We start from the raw sequence: 15,971 nt of genomic DNA on the forward strand, positions 1-15,971 counted from the left end.
GAGGTATAAAATTTTATACTCAATATATGAGGAATAAATTATGAAAAAAATCGTCACATTAACTATACTAGCAGCAATTTTATCTGGGTGCAGTAATAGTGATATTTATTCTGGCGATGTTTATACAACCGATCAAGCTAAGCAAGTTCAACAAGTAAGTTATGGTACAGTTGTTGCTGTAAGAGCTGTGAAGATTCAAGCTAACTCTGATGGCAAAAATGGTGGCAATGTTGCGGGTCCTTTAGGCGGCGCAGTCATCGGGGGAGTATTAGGTAATACAATTGGTAATGGTACTGGGCGAATTTTAGCTGCAGCTACCGGTGCTGTAGGTGGTGCAATTTTAGGTGATGCTATCGAAAACAAAGCAAGCCAAGCTGCAGCGGTTGAATTAGAAATCAAACAAGATAAAGGTTCAACGATTGTTATTGTTCAAAAAGGTGATGCTAAGCAGTTTTACCCTGGTCAAAAAGTGAAACTGATCTCTAACGGTAAACGTATTAGTGCAGCACCAAAATATAATTCAAGATATTAAAGGTTCCTTTTCAAATCTTACTGATTTGTTCGCCTTCACTTATTGTATGATTCGTGAAGGTATTTTTTTTCTTCTCTTTCTTCCATTTTTTCCTTTTTTCCCATTTTACCTATTTTTAAATTCTCTTAATTGATTATTTTGTCAGCATAAAAATTTGCTTGGTTTGGTGCAAATAGATAAACTCAAGTTAGATGTTTAATTGTAATAAGGAACAGTACTGCAATGCGTATTTTACATACTATGATCCGCGTCGGCGATCTAAAACGTTCAATTGATTTTTATACTCGTATAATGGGAATGAAGTTGCTTAGAACAAGTGAGAATCCTGAATATCAATACTCTCTTGCTTTTGTTGGTTATAGTGATGAGTCTGAAAGTTCGGTGATTGAGTTGACCTATAATTGGGGGACGGATAAATATGATCATGGTACGGCGTTTGGTCATATTGCTATTGGGGTTGATGATGTGGCTAAGATGTGCGAAGACGTTCGTCAAGCGGGTGGTCGTGTGACTCGTGAGGCGGGGCCGGTTAAAGGTGGTAAGACGATTATTGCTTTTGTTGAAGATCCCGATGGTTATAAGCTGGAGTTAATTCAAAATAGCCAAGCGTCTGAAGCGTTAGGTAATTAATACGTTATATCGCCGATTTTTCGGCGATATTTTTTTCAAATCTATTAATATTTTGGTGCAAGCAGGTCATCAATAAGTTGTTGGTGTGTGATGGTTTGTTTTGCTTGCTCAAGACTCGCTGTTGTCATAATGGCATTAAGTGCTGTTAATGATTCATCAAAATCATCATTTATTATGATGTAGTCATATTCGTTATAATGCGATATTTCAGATTGAGCTTTGTGCATTCTTTTGCTGATGATATTCGCATCGTCTTGGCCTCGTTTAATCAGTCGATTTTCAAGCTCTTTTAGTGATGGCGGTAAAATGAAGATGCTTTTTGATTCAGGCATTTGCTGTCTTACTTGCTGTGCACCTTGCCAATCGATATCAAGAAAGACATTTATTCCTTGCTGTAATGATTGTTCGATTTCAGCTTTGGATGTGCCATAGTAGTGGTCAAAGACGTGAGCATATTCAACAAAGGCATTTTGTTTTATAAGTGATTCAAATTCTTGATTGTCTACAAAATAGTAGTGTTCACCTTGTTTTTCGCCCGGTCTTGGGTTTCTGGTTGTATGAGAGATTGAAACTTTAGCCGGATGGTGATTAGTTTGTGCTAAATAGGCGCGAATCAGGCTTGATTTGCCTGCACCACTTGGTGCTGAAATGATAAATAAAGTGCCTGTATACATAAATAATTTTACCGTAATATAATAAATGGTTTTGATAGAGCGTTGTTATACTCTATTATAGCAAAGTTTGATTATAAAATGCGGCTTATTGTTTTTAGTCTAATTAATTGTCTGCAATCTAATCTTTATTATTATAATTATTCAAGATATCAGTTTGTAAGGAATGAAAGATGTCATTAACGTTTGAAGATGGTGTGCGTGCCTGTATTCCCACCTTATTGGGGTATATTGGAATTGGTATCGCTGCGGGTGTAGTGGGTAAAGCCTCTAATTTGTCAGTGTTAGAAATCACCTTGATGGCTGCTATCATTTATGCGGGTGCATCGCAATTTATCATCACGGGTTTAATGATTGTAGCAACTCCGATTTCGGCTGTGATATTTACTGTTTTTTTGGTTAATTCACGCCATTTTTTGATGAGTATGGCTACTGCACCTGCTTTTCGGCGTTTTTCGCTTTTAAATAATATTGGGATTGGTAGCTTATTAACCGATGAGAGTTTTGCGGTTGCGATGAATGCCATTGCTAATAAAACGCCGATCAATCCGCCTTGGATGCATGGGCTGAATGTTACTGCTTATTTGGCGTGGATATTATCCTGTTTAGTTGGTGCATTGATTGGCGAGTGGTTGCCGAATCCTGCTCAGTTTGGTTTAGATTATGCATTAGTTGCGATGTTTATTGGTTTATTATATTTGCAGTTAACTGGTGATAAAACAAAAACCATTAGAAATCTGATTATTGCAATGTTAACCGTAACTGTGGTGCTGGTCTTTTTATTGCGATTTGTATCGTCCGAAATGGCAATATTATTTAGTACTTTTGCTGGCTGCTTTATGGGTATTATTGTGGAGCGTAAGGCATGAGTTTGTATAGTTTGTTGATTATTTTGGGGAGTGGTGTGGTGACTTGGTTACCGCGAGTTATTCCATTTTTATTAGTTAGAAAATTGCAATTGCCTGAAATCGTGATTCGTTTTCTATCTTATGTGCCTATCTGTATTTTAACTGCGCTATTTGTGCAAAATTTGTTTATTGTTAAGCAAGGTGAGTTTCCTTCTTTTAATCTGGAATATTGTTTAGCCGCTGTGCCAACTATTATCGTGGCGATATTGACACGAAACCTGATGTGGGTGGTGATTACGGGTATGAGTTGTATGGCTTTGATTCGGTATTTTATTCTTTAGCGATAAATAAAAAAAACAGGGCGATTGCCCTGTTTTTTTATGTCAACATTGTTCTTTTTGCTCTAATCGCATGATGTTTCTTTTTAGTCTTTCAGCTTCGGCCGTTTGACCTAATTGAGTTAGGTAGTTGGCCATTGCTTTTTGATTGGCAAGATTGTTAATGATAGATTTTGGTTGTTTTTTCCACCATTTTATTAAAGCTAAAGGATCAATATCCGTAGATAACTGTTTTATACGACCAATATAAGCCGCTTGTTTGAACTGATCGAGTTGCGAATCAGGGTAAGCTTTGGTTTTGTATAAGATCGGTAACAGTTCTATCACCGCTTGATAATCTTGTGATTCATAATATAGCTGGTCTGCTAATTTTAGGAGCTCAATGTTACGCGGTTTTTCGTTTAGCAGTTTTTCGATTGTGATTTTGGCTGAGCTATATTCGTGATTTTTGATTTGTAACCGAATTTGTACAAGCTGAAAAGCAAATAATTCATTTGGTTGACAACTTTTAGCTGCTTGCTCTAAAGATTGATTAGCGGCGATAAGTTGGTCATCATCAATTTGTGCTTGAGCAGCAAGTAAGTAAGATAGTGTCGAACTTTTTGCTCCTTTGGCACTTTTCATAAATAGTTTTGCTGCTTGTCGGTAATCACCTTCTAATAAATAAAATTGCGCTTGTTCAATACGTTTAATTGATTTTTTTGGCGATCGTAATCTAAACCAATTACCCAATTTGGTATTGAAGATTTTAGAGAATAATTTATAGATTAAGTATAGGCAGAGCAAACCAATGATTTGCAAAATCATAAATGAGTTAAATGACATGCTGATACGATATTTGGCAACTTCGAATACCGCAGAACCTTGGTGGCCTTCAAACAATGGCCCAAGGAAAAATCCACCAACTAATACTAGGAATATAATGAGTATTTTGAACATTATTATTCTCCTATTTACCTAATATCGATTTAACGCGGGTTTGCATTAATTTTTCAAGTTCAGTAATGCTGTCGAGTTTATCAGGTATATTTTGGTTACTGATTGGTTGGTTTTGTAAGTTTTCAAGCTCATCTATGAATGCTTTTACACTTGGGGCATTACCATCAAAATACGCATTGACCCAAATTGCGGTATCATTTAGCGCTTGTTGATAAATGAGTTCTTGATGTCTTGGTACTGCTTGAGCAGCAATTAATAGGCGGAAACGGATATTTTCGCGCAGGTAAAGTGATTGTTCTGCACTAAGTGGTGTTTTTAGGATCTGGCATTTAACAATTTGCTTTTCGTCACTTCCAGCTTTGTCTAGACACTCAGAAAAATGGTTATCTTTTACATCTAATTTTTCAATTTTGATGAATTTATCCATAAATGTTGAAGCATTAGCAAGTAAATTATCTGACCAATCATCTGTTGAATGGGTGACATTATCTGCTGAAGTATTGGCGTTGTTAGCAAGAGTATCGTCATATTGATTCATGCCCAGATCGATATCTTTATAGTTTCCAACTAATGGTAATTCTGTTATTGATTCAGTTAAACCAAGTAATTTTAGGATTATGCCATCAGCGTCAACAAAAGTGACTTGAGATAGTGAGTTAATATCTTTGGTGATGGCTTGTCGAGCAGGGAGTAAGCTTGGATCATTTGTTTTCGCTAAGCTTTCATCTGCACTTTTGAGTAATAAACGGGCGCTGGTGTAGTCTTGATCGCTCCAGATTTTTCTTCCCGCTAAATGCACTAGGTAGTTTGCTTGCGAGATGAGCCAAACGTTGTTATCCAGAGTCGATACGGCTGCTAAACGTTCGTTGAGGCTATTTAGGTTTTGCTCGTTTAATTTATTGGTATCATTAACTTGTTCAGTAAGTTGCTGTTGAGCTTTTTGGTTGTCGCTTAATTGACGGTCAACGCGTTGTGTTAATAATGAAAACTGTTGGTTTTGTTTATTGATGGCATCATCAATATTACTTTGAAGATCTTTAATTATACTTGCTTTGGTATGTTGTTTTAAATTGGCAATTTCAGTTTGTAGCGTTGAGATTTCATGTGTTTGGTTTTGGAGCTGTCTATAACCTTGAAAATAGATCAATCCACCTAAGCAAACTGTTAATCCGATGGCGAGTATTGAGAGTTTTGATACTGGCGCTTTTAGCGTATTGACTGATGGCTCAGGTTTAGGACTAGAAGGTTTTGGCTCTTTTTTATTTATATTCATCATATTATTCGCTTCTGTCTTTTTTATTTGGCTAAATGAAGTGGTGCTGATGTTTGATAGTGTTGCATTGGCACCATAATATCTAGATGGCATAAATTACCTCATTTAGATTTTTGAGAAATATTTTCCGCATTATGACATAGAGTTATCATTGTTTTAAATAAAAATTCATTATTTGCGCTAACAATTTGTAAAACGTTATGCCAATTTAGTTGCTTGGCTTTTTCGAATATCCGTGGGCTAGTTACCACCAATTGTGCTTCATATTTATGTCTATTTTGGCAATATGTGTCGAGTTGGAGTAGGTGATCGACACTTGTTACGAGTAGGATTTGTTGAGCAATATCATCAGTTAGTATGTTGGCTGGATATTGAATTGATTGACGAAAATAACATTGTATTGAGGTCACGTTTGCTTTTTGTTGCAACTCTTGAGACAGCAATTGCCGTCCATTGTTTCCACACAAAATTAAAACGGAACGGCCTTGCAAGTCAGTCAATAGTGGTAATAATCCCTCACTATGTTCTTCATTTGGATAATCAACGTGAACGTCAGCTTGTTGACTAAACAATAGAGCTGACTTTTTGCCAATGGCAAAATAGCGTAGATGTTTAGGAAAGCTTAGATTAGGTTGATGTTCTTTTATCATATAGCTGACTTGTGGCGATACCACAATTACGATATCTGATGGCGCAAGTTGGTTGAGCTGTTGTTGAAGGCTATTTAGTCCGTGACCTGCTAAGATTTTGAATAATGGGAGATGGGTTGCCGGAATATTTGCTTGATTTAATTGCTGGGTTAGCTTATCCCCTTCGGGGGAAGGGCGAGTAATATAAATCATCAATCAATTATTTCCGCTAAAATTTTATCAGCTCCTTTGGCTAACAATTCTGATGCCAGTTGTTGACCTAAGGTTTCAGGCTCGGTTGCTGATTTGGTTAGCGTCGCTTTAATGATTTTGCTCCCATCAATACTACCAACTAACCCGGTTAAAGTTAATAAATCATTCGTTAATTGACTATAGCAGGCGATTGGCACTTGGCAACCACCTTGTAAGGCTTGATTCATTGCTCTTTCTGCTTGGATACAAATTCGGCTGTTTTTATCGTCTAGAGGTGCAAGTAATTTAAGAATCGTGTCATCATTTGATCGGGTTTCAATGCCAACCGCACCTTGCCCAACCGCCGGTAAGATTAGATCTGTTGTTATATATTGTTTGATTCGTTCTTGTAATCCTAATCGCTTTAAACCGACAGCGGCGAGGATGATGGCATCGTATTGTTGATCGTCTAATTTTGCTAGACGAGAGCCTACATTTCCACGTAAATCTTTTATGATGAGATGTGGATATTTTGCTCGTAATTGACATTGGCGTCTTAGACTTGAGGTGCCTACAATGGCGCCTTGCGGTAAATCGTCCAAGCTTTGATATTGGTTTGATATGAGTGCATCACGTACGTCATCGCGTTGGCAGATGGTTGATAGGGTTAGTCCCTCCGGGAATTGGGCGGGAATATCTTTTATTGAGTGAACAGCAATATCAGCTTCGTTGTTTAATATGGCTTGCTCTAGTTGTTTTACAAATAATCCTTTTCCACCAATTTTTGACAGTGGACTATCTAAAAGCACATCACCTTTGGTTACCATAGGAAGCAGTTCCACAGTCAGATCGCTATGGATAGCTGTCAGTTGTTCTTTTACATAGTTAGCCTGCCAAAGTGCTAAGGGGCTTTTACGTGTGGCGATGCGAATTTTCAATGGTGTTTCCATTCCTTTCAAATCTTTGTTTATCTTTTCTTTAACTCTTGAGTCGATTTGCCTAAAGTTTTGAGCGCTTTAGGCATGAAGACATTTTTATTTTTTTACGGTTTAAATGTGCCGCTTAAAGTTCATCGACAAAACGAATTGCATAACCAATATAATTTGCCGGAGTTAATTGTTTTAATCTTGCTTTTTCATGTTCAGGTAAAGCTAACGAGTCAATGAATTGTTGCATTCCTTGTGCATCAACACGTTTACCGCGAGTAAGTTCTTTTAATTTTTCGTATGGTTTTTCGATACCATAACGGCGCATTACGGTTTGAATTGGTTCGGCTAGCACTTCCCAATTACGGTTAAGCTCTTCAAGTAGATATTCTTGATTGACTTCAAGTTTATTTAAGCCTTTTAGGGTCGATTGATAAGCGATGATCGCATAACCAATACCTACACCGAGGTTACGTAATACTGTTGAGTCAGTTAAATCTCGTTGCCAACGAGAAATAGGTAGTTTGCTACCCAAGTGACTCATAATAGCGTTAGCTATACCTAAGTTACCTTCAGAGTTTTCAAAATCAATTGGGTTAACTTTGTGTGGCATGGTGGAAGAGCCGATCTCACCAGCGATGGTTTTTTGTTTGAAATGATTTAGTGCAATATAACCCCAAACATCACGATCAAAGTCGATCATGATGGTATTGAAACGCGCAACACAATCAAAATATTCGGCAATATAATCATGTGGTTCAATTTGCGTGGTGTATGGATTCCATTGTAATCCCAATGATGTGACAAATTCTTCACTAAATTTGTGCCAATTGATTTGTGGGTAAGCCACCATGTGTGCATTATAGTTACCTGTCGCACCATTGATTTTACCTAGAATTTCAATTGACTGTAGTTGTTTAAGTTGTCTTTTTAAACGGTAGGCTACATTAGCAAACTCTTTACCAATGGTAGATGGTGTAGCGGGTTGTCCGTGCGTTCTTGATAGCAATGGCAGATCACGATAAGCTTTAGCTTGAGCGGTGATAATATCAATCAATTTACTCCAATAAGGAACGATTACTGTATCTCGCGCTGTTTTTAGCATTAATGCGTAAGATAGATTGTTAATATCTTCTGAGGTACAGGCAAAGTGGATAAATTCGTTAATAGCTTGTAGCTCTTCGTTACTGTTTACTTTCTCTTTTAGGAAATATTCAACCGCTTTAACATCATGGTTTGTGGTTTTTTCGATGGTTTTAATGCGTAATGCATCTTGTTCATCAAAGTTTTCTACAATTTGGTTAAGGTGTTTAGTGGCAAGCTCACTTAAAGCTGGAACCTCCAGAATATCTGCTTGGCTAGCTAATTTTTGTAGCCAACGTACTTCAACTTGAACGCGATATTTTAATAAACCATATTCACTAAAAATTGTGCGTAATTCTGTTGTTTTGTCACCATAACGACCATCAATTGGTGATAGGGCGGTTAGAGCAGATAATTCCATCGGTTTTACTCCGTTGCTATTTTTTAATTTAATAACTTTGTTGATTAATTTCTTTTAATAACTCTTGCGCTGCATTAGCTATTCGTTTGCGACTTAATAGGAATTGGAAGCGACTTCCTCCAACTTGATACCATAAAATGGCCGAGCGAACACAACTCAATAGTGAAGATCTGACTTTGGCTTGAACTAATGAATTTTGTAGATATTCAGCTTTACCTACCACTTTGATTTTTGTTGCTAACGGGCTGATGATATCAGAATAGATTCCAGCTAATGAATAAGATAGGTCGTCAATATGATTGTCGATTGTTTCATTATTCATTTCAGGATATATGCCTGATATTCGTTGTAAACGTTGATCTATTTTATCTAACGCTTCATTATTTTTTAATAGTTTGCTGGTAATACTTAAGGTGCCAAAAAGGTAACGAATCAGTTCAACATGCTGTTTTTGGTTAGAGGAGAGTAGGGTAATCAGTGTTTCTAACCCTGTTTTGATATTGTTTATACCATCATAAACATCATCAGTGGTTTTTGGTGATGTGTTGAATATGCTTTTTATCGATACTTGATAAATTGTCGTATTACAAACCCCAGTATTAGCAAGCTGAGGGATAAGTGTTGCGCTTTGTGTCGCGCCGGCAAGAGCTATTGCAATATGATGGTATTTATTGTTCACTTTAATGCTCCTTACTGCTTATAATTCGTTCCTCGATAATTCCACCGCCAAGGCAAACTTCATTTTGATAAAACACTGCTGATTGTCCTGGTGTGACAGCTGCAACAGGTTTGTCAAACATGACTTCAATTTTATCTTCACCAAGTGGTGTAACACAACAAGAGATATCTTGTTGACGATAGCGCGTTTTAACTGTGCAATGAAATGGTTGGGTAACAATTTTACGATCAACCCAGTGCAGTTGTTGGGCAATTAAACCATTTGAAAATAGTGCTGGATGGTCATGACCTTGAGCAACAATTAATTCGTTATTTTTAATATCTTTATCAACTACGTACCATGGAGTGTCGTCGGCTTGTTTTAGACCACCAATGCCAAGCCCTTTGCGTTGACCTAATGTGTGGTACATTAATCCTTGGTGTTGACCAATAACTTCACCATTTACGGTTCGAATAACGCCTGATTGTGCAGGTAAATAACGAGCTAAGAAGTCACTGAATTTTCGTTCTCCGATAAAACAGATACCTGTTGAGTCTTTTTTGGCTGCGGTTGCTAAGCCAAGTTGCTCTGCTATCTTTCTTACTTGTGGTTTTTCAAGTTCGCCAACAGGAAATAAACTTTGACGAATTTGGTCTTCACTAAGCGTATATAAAAAATAACTCTGATCTTTGTTGTTGTCGATTCCACGGAGTAATTCAACCTTGTCACCATTTTCGCGTTTACGGACATAATGACCTGTTGCAATATAATCGGCATTTAAATCTTCTTCTGCATATTCGAGAAATGCTTTAAATTTGATCTCTTTGTTACATAAAATATCTGGATTCGGCGTTCGGCCTGCTTTGTATTCAGATAAAAAATGTTCAAAGACATTGTCCCAATATTCTGCAGCAAAGTTGATGGTATGGAGTTTGATATTTAATTTGTCACAGACTGCTTGTGCATCAGCGAGGTCGATAGCTGCAGAGCAATATTCTTCTGTGTCATCTTCTTCCCAATTTTTCATAAATAGACCAACAACATCATAGCCTTGTTGTTGTAATAAATAAGCAGAAACGGAAGAATCTACGCCGCCAGACATGCCGACAACGACTTTTTTTCGAGTGTTTACATTTGGCATAATAACTAAATTAATGGGCAAAAATTTTGTGGTGATTTTAGCATAATTAAGGCTAAATGTATAAGGTTATGCTGTATGGAATGTGATTAGATTGCTTAATTTTATTAATGACATTTTTATTACAATGTTGTTCGCAGAAAAAAATGTAATATCGAGTGATAAAAAACTCCATTGATTTGCATCAATGGAGTAAAAATAAAAAAAAGCGCTATGGCAATATTAATTGAGATTTTTCAATAAATAGATTACATGACCAATTATTTTAAAATCTTTTTGCTCATTTTTCGCTTTCGTAATAGTCGGGTATTTTGGGTTGTCTGAAATCAATAACAGATTTGAACCTTGATTTTGAATTCGTTTAATAGTAATTTGATCGTCATATTGTACAGTATAGAGGAAACCATCAACTGGTTTATTATTTGCTGTATTAATAATGACTATATCATGATTGGATATAGTTGGTTCCATACAATCACCTTTAGCCCAAACAGCAGCAAGATCATCTGCTTCACAACCTTGATGTTTAGTTAAAGTGAGATCAAATGGGATCGTATCTAAAATTGTGAATGCGTTAATGGTTTCGTTCTTATTAAGAAACGGAACATTCACTGTACCTCGGCTTAGCGTTTCAGGTAGTAATCGACATTCACCTTTACCTGTTGCTAACCATTCAATTGACACATCGCATTTATCTGCGATAGTAGCCAACCGACTGAGTGATGGATAGGTTTTTCCACTTAAGTAATCACGGATTACGGCTTCGGACATACCAACACTTCTGGCAAATGCATTGCCTGAGCGACCTTCTAATAGGAGAGTTAATCGGTTTTTAAAAGTTTCAATACAAGTATCGTTAAGTGTTCGTGTTTTTTCTTTGGTTTTTTGTTTTTTTTCTTTAGTTTCCATTATATTTCATTCCATTTTCGGTGTTTTTTTTGTTTTTATTATTTTAATTCGTTTTTTTATGTGCTATTCTTTGCCGGTAACTTTTTATCGTTCTAGAATCGTAATACCGATAATCTTTACAATAGCAAAAAATTTAACCAATAGAGGATCTCATAATGAGAGAACAAGATCAAGACTGGACACCATCAAGAGTTGTAGGTGAAATTAAAATTCGAGGCGGAAATTTAAGGGCTCTTTCACGTTCAAGTGGTTTACAGGCTGATACTTTACGTAATGCTTTATATCGTCATTGTCCAAAATATGAACGTATTATCTCTGAATATTTGCAAGTGCCTGTTGAAAAAATTTGGCCATCTAGGTATGAAAATAAGGTTAAAAAATAAGTTACAAAGTTTAAAAGAAGACGCCTTCTATAGGCGTCTTTTTTATTTTAATTCTTATTTTTTAGCTTGTTCTGCTGCTCTAACAATCGCTGCAAAAGCATCTGCTTTTAATGAAGCTCCACCAACTAATGCACCATCAATATCTGGTTGAGTGAATAGTTCTGCTGCATTTTTGTCATTTACAGAACCACCGTATTGAATTATAACTTGTTTAGCGACAGCGGCATCTTGTTTTGCAATGTGGTCACGAATAAATTTATGTACTGCTTGTGCTTGAGCTGGAGTTGCAGATTTTCCAGTTCCAATTGCCCAAACTGGTTCATAAGCAATTACTGCACCATTAAATGCTTGAACACCTAATGCATTAATTACTGCATCAATTTGACGAGCACATACTGCTTGAGTTTGACCTGCTTCGTTTTCAGCTTCTGTTTCACCAATACATAGTACAGGAACGAGTCCAGCTTCTTTTAATACGCCGAATTTTTGAGCGATAAATTCATCTGATTCTTTATGATAAGTACGACGTTCAGAGTGACCAATGATCACGTGAGTCACACCGATTTCTTTTAACATAGTGGCTGAGACTTCACCAGTATAAGCACCTGAAAGATGAACACCAACATCTTGTGCGCCTAAAAGAATAGTTGAGCCACCTAATTGATGTTTAACGAAATCTAAGTACACAGTCGGTGGTGCAATTGCAATATCGCAGTTTGCTTCAGTTGATAGCTCAGCTCTTAGTCCTGCAACTAAGTCTTTAGCCATTTCGATACTTCCATTGAGTTTCCAGTTACCCATTACGAGTGGTTTTCGCATAATTTTCTCCAACTTAAGATTTAAAAAGGTGTTGATTTCAGAATGAATTCGTTATAATACTCCTTATTATACACCAAATAAATTGAGCTTGAGGAAAAATATGTCATTAGAAATATTGAATCAATTAGAAACTAAAATTCAAAACACTGTAAACACTATTAATACCTTGAAAGAAGAGATTTCGAGATTAAAGCAAGGCAATCATGAACTTGAACAATTAATTAATGATAGTTCAGATGAGATGAAAGCATTACGTGACGAAAATGAGAAGTTAAAACAAGATCAACAAGTTTGGCAACAACGTATTCAAACCCTTTTAAGCAAAATTGGTGAAATAACCCAGTAAATGATTCAATTTTTTAACGCGACTTAGGTCGCGTTTCTTTTATGACGACTAATTAATGTGAAGATGATATTTAAATGCGCGAACAGCTAAAATCTTTATGGCTTACTCAAACCATTCATTTAATAGAATCCGAATCAGGTCGATTTGCTGATCAAGATATTAATCGACAAGTTAAAGCTATGCCAACCTCTTTGGTTAACCGTATCATTACACGTGCAACGATACTGTCTAAACAAAATGGTTTATATTCTGCGCAAAAGGTTATTTTACGTTCTATTAAAATTTCTTTCTGTTTATTACTGTTAATTTCGATTTTTTTAGGTGGTTCATTAACATTTAGCGCTTTGAGTCAAAATCCAATCAATTTGTATTGGGCGCTATTGTGTTTATTAGGTGTTCATTTTATTACGCTCATTATTTGGATTGGTTCATTTTTTTTCTTTTCTCGCTTTGGTGGTAGTTTATTAATCCATTGTTGGTTGTGGATAGCCCAAAAGCTTTATCAAAAAAAGACAGTGCAACAGCTTGTACCGGCTTTTATCACTTTATTTGGTTCTTCAATCCGTTGGTTGCTTGGTTTTGTTCTGAATCTTTTTTGGGTCGTTATTTTATGTAGTGCTTTATTCGTTTTATTGATGCTATTTTCAACTCAGCACTACAGTTTTGAGTGGAAAACTACTTTATTAAGTTCTGATACTATTATTAAGTTAACTCATTATTTAGGTTATGTTCCATCTTTGTTTGGTTTTCCGATTCCAAATGATGATGTGATTAAGCTTAGTGAACACGCTTTAAGTGAGGGTGACATTCGTTCTTCTTGGGCGATTTGGCTATTAGGTGTTTTTATCTGTTATGGATTAGCCGTTCGATTTCTATTAATGACTTTTTGTGGCATCGCTTGGATTGTGAGTAGCCGAAAAATTAAATTAAATTTGGATGATCCTGACTTTCAAATCCTATCCCAACAATTACAGCCACTTTTAACCCAAATGGTGGATGAAGATAAGTTAGGCGAACCTAAATGGCAACTACCAATCTCACAGATTGAAGAAGGAAGTGGTGTCTATTTAGTGGCTGTGGATGTAGATGAGAGTTGGAATCCACCGCATGACGGGCATTTTTACGGATTTTTAAATACTCGTGAGCAGCGAAATGCAATATTAGATCTTTTGCAATTAAAACCAGCGTATAAAGTGTTAATTGCAATCGATACTGATCGAGCACCAGATCGCGGGGTATTAAATTTTGTTCAACAATTAATGAATAAATCACAGCAAAGTCGAATATGGTTTATTAATCAAGGTAAACAATTACATAATTGGCAATCGTTATCTTTACCGTTAGCTAATCCTAGTTGGTTAGATCAGGATAATTAATATGATAACTTCATTGAAATTAGCGATAGTTGGACATGCAAATTTTGGTAAAACTTCACTTTTGCGTGCATTAATAAGAGATAGTCATTTTGGTGATGTTTCTGATAAGCCAGGTACTACTAGACATGTAGAGTCAATCAAACTTCCACTAGCGGATAACACCGACATCACTTTTTATGATACACCTGGATTTGAAGACAGTTTGGCGCTTTATGACTATATCAATCAACTTGTATCGCCAAATAGTAAGCTTGATGGAGTCGATAAATTAACGATTTTTTTACAAAGTCCAGAAGCTGAAAACCTCTTCAATCAAGAAGCAAAAGTAATCCGACAGGTGTTAAATTGTGATGCTGCTATCTATGTGATCGACGTGCGAGAGCCCGTTCTACCTAAATATCACGATGAATTAGCTATCTTAGCCAATAGCGATAAACCGATTCTTGCAGTACTTAACTTCATTTCAGCTGAGGAACAGAATGAAAAGGAATGGAAAAGATTGCTTTCAAGAATGGGGATTCATGCTATCATTGGGTTCAACGCTGTTTTTCCACCCTTAGACGGTGAAGAAAAATTGTACAATAGCTTGGCGTTATTGGTTGAACCAGCAAAAAAAATATTGGATAATTGGCTAGTTAATATTGCTGAAACTCGTGAATCACGTAATCGTACAGCTAACCAAATCATTGCAGAAGCATTAGTTGATGTGACTGCTTTTTATGAAATGGCAAAATCTGATGATAAGCAAGCTGTCGCTGACATGCAAAATAAAGTCAGAAAACGTGAACAGAAAGCAATTAATGATTTATTGAAGCTCTATCAATTCGATTCAACTCAAGAGAGTGAAGAGAATTTGCCTTTAATCAAAGGCCGTTATAATGCAGACTTGTTTAATCTTGATGCATTAAAAACGATGGGGGTTCACTTGACCAAAGGTTTTGTGTCGGGCGCTACAATCGGTGCTAGCATTGATTTAGCAACTGGTGGATTATCATTTGGTTCAGCTGCGTTAATAGGTGCAGCCGTTGGTAGTTTAATGCAAACTGCTAAGCATTATGGATCGAGAATGCGCTATCAGCTTTCTGGATTTAGTAAACTAAGTGTTGATGATGTGATCATTTGTTTTCTTTCTTTACGATTAGTTCAGCTTAAAGAGAGTTTAAATTTTCGCAGCCACGCGAACCTTAGCCCAATTAAGTTGTCTAAACTTGATGAAAATAAGTGGCAAAAAGGCGTTTTACCTAAAAGTTTAAAGGTAGCAAGACGTTATTCGCAGTGGTCTACGTTGAATAAAGGAACAAGAAGAAATGACAAGAAAAGACAATCGATTATTAACGAAGTTGCGCAGCAGCTGCGGTAGCGTTAAAAAGCGATTATTAGCAAGCTCACTAATTTTATCATTATTCGTATTATTTGGTTGTAGTAGCAGTCATAGCCAAGTATCAGTTAAATCTGATCCTGTGATGTTAGCCAAAATTGAACAGCACTACTCAAAATGGAAGAGAACACCTTACCGTTATGGTGGTACTACTTTAGCTGGTAGTGATTGTTCTGGTTTAGTTATGAACTTCTACAAAAATAGATTACAAAAGACCCTTCCAAGAAGTGCTGCTGAACAAGCTAAATTAGGTTATAAAGTTACCACGCCTAAAGCGGGTGATTTAGTCTTCTTCAAAACTGGACGTAGTCGTAGCGGATTACATGTTGGTATTTATTATGCAGATGGTAAATTCTTACATGCTTCAACTTCAAAAGGTGTTATCTATTCAAATCTGAATGAAGATTACTGGAAAAAACATTACTGGATGACACGTCGTGTGACTGGTCGTTAAAAAAGTTTAATAAATATAATAAAAAACT

At 36.4% G+C, this 15,971-nt stretch carries 19 protein-coding genes; 9 read left to right on the forward strand and 10 right to left on the reverse strand.

Annotated features, from left to right (window positions below; translation table 11 throughout):
- The first annotated feature begins 37 nt into the window (after window positions 1-37).
- The gene (locus tag J3U09_RS10040; protein WP_065733935.1) at window positions 38-532 is read left to right on the forward strand and encodes a glycine zipper 2TM domain-containing protein; all 495 of its coding nucleotides are present in this window, start codon (window positions 38-40) and stop codon (window positions 530-532) included.
- 222 nt (window positions 533-754) lie between these two features.
- Window positions 755-1,162, forward strand: coding sequence for a lactoylglutathione lyase (gene gloA, locus J3U09_RS10045; RefSeq protein WP_255561379.1), 408 nt, complete (start codon window positions 755-757; stop codon window positions 1,160-1,162).
- A 44-nt stretch (window positions 1,163-1,206) separates the two neighbouring features.
- Here the strand turns inward: gloA and gmk are convergent, their stop codons facing one another.
- The gene (gmk, locus tag J3U09_RS10050; RefSeq protein WP_267330707.1) at window positions 1,207-1,836 is read right to left on the reverse strand and encodes a guanylate kinase; all 630 of its coding nucleotides are present in this window, start codon (window positions 1,834-1,836) and stop codon (window positions 1,207-1,209) included.
- 170 nt (window positions 1,837-2,006) lie between these two features.
- On the opposite strand from gmk, the gene J3U09_RS10055 reads away from it, so the two are divergent.
- Complete coding sequence (locus tag J3U09_RS10055; RefSeq protein ID WP_267330708.1) at window positions 2,007-2,702, forward strand: AzlC family ABC transporter permease; 696 nt, start codon at window positions 2,007-2,009, stop codon at window positions 2,700-2,702.
- Complete coding sequence (locus J3U09_RS10060) at window positions 2,699-3,022, forward strand: AzlD domain-containing protein (protein WP_065562663.1); 324 nt, start codon at window positions 2,699-2,701, stop codon at window positions 3,020-3,022. The genes J3U09_RS10055 and J3U09_RS10060 overlap by 4 nt, the downstream gene beginning before the upstream one ends.
- Before the next feature lie 42 nt (window positions 3,023-3,064).
- Here the strand turns inward: J3U09_RS10060 and J3U09_RS10065 are convergent, their stop codons facing one another.
- From J3U09_RS10065 to J3U09_RS10100, 8 genes are all read right to left on the reverse strand, one after another.
- Window positions 3,065-3,958, reverse strand: coding sequence for a heme biosynthesis HemY N-terminal domain-containing protein (locus J3U09_RS10065; protein ID WP_065562662.1), 894 nt, complete (start codon window positions 3,956-3,958; stop codon window positions 3,065-3,067).
- 10 nt (window positions 3,959-3,968) lie between these two features.
- Window positions 3,969-5,324, reverse strand: a complete 1,356-nt coding sequence (locus tag J3U09_RS10070; RefSeq protein WP_267358117.1) for a uroporphyrinogen-III C-methyltransferase — start codon at window positions 5,322-5,324, stop codon at window positions 3,969-3,971.
- Between the two features lie 8 nt (window positions 5,325-5,332).
- Window positions 5,333-6,073 carry a uroporphyrinogen-III synthase gene (locus J3U09_RS10075; protein ID WP_267358119.1) on the reverse strand — a complete coding sequence of 247 codons (741 nt, stop codon included), beginning with the start codon at window positions 6,071-6,073 and terminating at the stop codon, window positions 5,333-5,335.
- Window positions 6,073-7,002 carry a hydroxymethylbilane synthase gene (hemC, locus tag J3U09_RS10080; RefSeq protein WP_065562659.1) on the reverse strand — a complete coding sequence of 310 codons (930 nt, stop codon included), beginning with the start codon at window positions 7,000-7,002 and terminating at the stop codon, window positions 6,073-6,075. Before hemC ends, J3U09_RS10075 begins: the two co-directional genes overlap by 1 nt.
- Window positions 7,003-7,114: 112 nt before the next feature.
- Window positions 7,115-8,482 (reverse strand): adenylosuccinate lyase, encoded by a 1,368-nt coding sequence (gene purB / locus J3U09_RS10085; RefSeq protein WP_267358121.1) that lies wholly within the window; start codon window positions 8,480-8,482, stop codon window positions 7,115-7,117.
- Between the two features lie 28 nt (window positions 8,483-8,510).
- Complete coding sequence (hflD, locus tag J3U09_RS10090; RefSeq protein WP_267358123.1) at window positions 8,511-9,161, reverse strand: high frequency lysogenization protein HflD; 651 nt, start codon at window positions 9,159-9,161, stop codon at window positions 8,511-8,513.
- A 1-nt stretch (window position 9,162) separates the two neighbouring features.
- Complete coding sequence (gene mnmA / locus J3U09_RS10095; RefSeq protein WP_267358125.1) at window positions 9,163-10,281, reverse strand: tRNA 2-thiouridine(34) synthase MnmA; 1,119 nt, start codon at window positions 10,279-10,281, stop codon at window positions 9,163-9,165.
- 219 nt (window positions 10,282-10,500) lie between these two features.
- A complete protein-coding gene (locus tag J3U09_RS10100; protein WP_220225934.1) occupies window positions 10,501-11,187 on the reverse strand; it encodes a LexA family transcriptional regulator in 687 nt (228 codons plus the stop codon).
- Window positions 11,188-11,342: 155 nt separating this feature from the next.
- On the opposite strand from J3U09_RS10100, the gene J3U09_RS10105 reads away from it, so the two are divergent.
- Window positions 11,343-11,570 carry a helix-turn-helix domain-containing protein gene (locus J3U09_RS10105; RefSeq protein WP_065562654.1) on the forward strand — a complete coding sequence of 76 codons (228 nt, stop codon included), beginning with the start codon at window positions 11,343-11,345 and terminating at the stop codon, window positions 11,568-11,570.
- Between the two features lie 54 nt (window positions 11,571-11,624).
- Here J3U09_RS10105 and tpiA read toward each other — a convergent pair whose 3' ends face one another.
- A complete protein-coding gene (gene tpiA / locus J3U09_RS10110; protein WP_065733946.1) occupies window positions 11,625-12,389 on the reverse strand; it encodes a triose-phosphate isomerase in 765 nt (254 codons plus the stop codon).
- Window positions 12,390-12,489: 100 nt separating this feature from the next.
- On the opposite strand from tpiA, the gene zapB reads away from it, so the two are divergent.
- From zapB to J3U09_RS10130, 4 genes are all read left to right on the forward strand, one after another.
- Window positions 12,490-12,735, forward strand: coding sequence for a cell division protein ZapB (gene zapB, locus J3U09_RS10115; RefSeq protein WP_065562652.1), 246 nt, complete (start codon window positions 12,490-12,492; stop codon window positions 12,733-12,735).
- Window positions 12,736-12,809: 74 nt separating this feature from the next.
- Window positions 12,810-14,111 carry a DUF2868 domain-containing protein gene (locus J3U09_RS10120; RefSeq protein ID WP_267358127.1) on the forward strand — a complete coding sequence of 434 codons (1,302 nt, stop codon included), beginning with the start codon at window positions 12,810-12,812 and terminating at the stop codon, window positions 14,109-14,111.
- A gap of 1 nt (window position 14,112) precedes the next feature.
- Window positions 14,113-15,471 carry a DUF3482 domain-containing protein gene (locus tag J3U09_RS10125; RefSeq protein WP_065733948.1) on the forward strand — a complete coding sequence of 453 codons (1,359 nt, stop codon included), beginning with the start codon at window positions 14,113-14,115 and terminating at the stop codon, window positions 15,469-15,471.
- The gene (locus J3U09_RS10130) at window positions 15,419-15,943 is read left to right on the forward strand and encodes a C40 family peptidase (RefSeq protein WP_267358129.1); all 525 of its coding nucleotides are present in this window, start codon (window positions 15,419-15,421) and stop codon (window positions 15,941-15,943) included. The genes J3U09_RS10125 and J3U09_RS10130 overlap by 53 nt, the downstream gene beginning before the upstream one ends.
- Window positions 15,944-15,971: the final 28 nt, after the last annotated feature.

It is taken from the genome of Gilliamella sp. B2889, assembly GCF_026536885.1.
Taxonomy (GTDB): domain Bacteria; phylum Pseudomonadota; class Gammaproteobacteria; order Enterobacterales; family Orbaceae; genus Gilliamella; species Gilliamella apicola_E.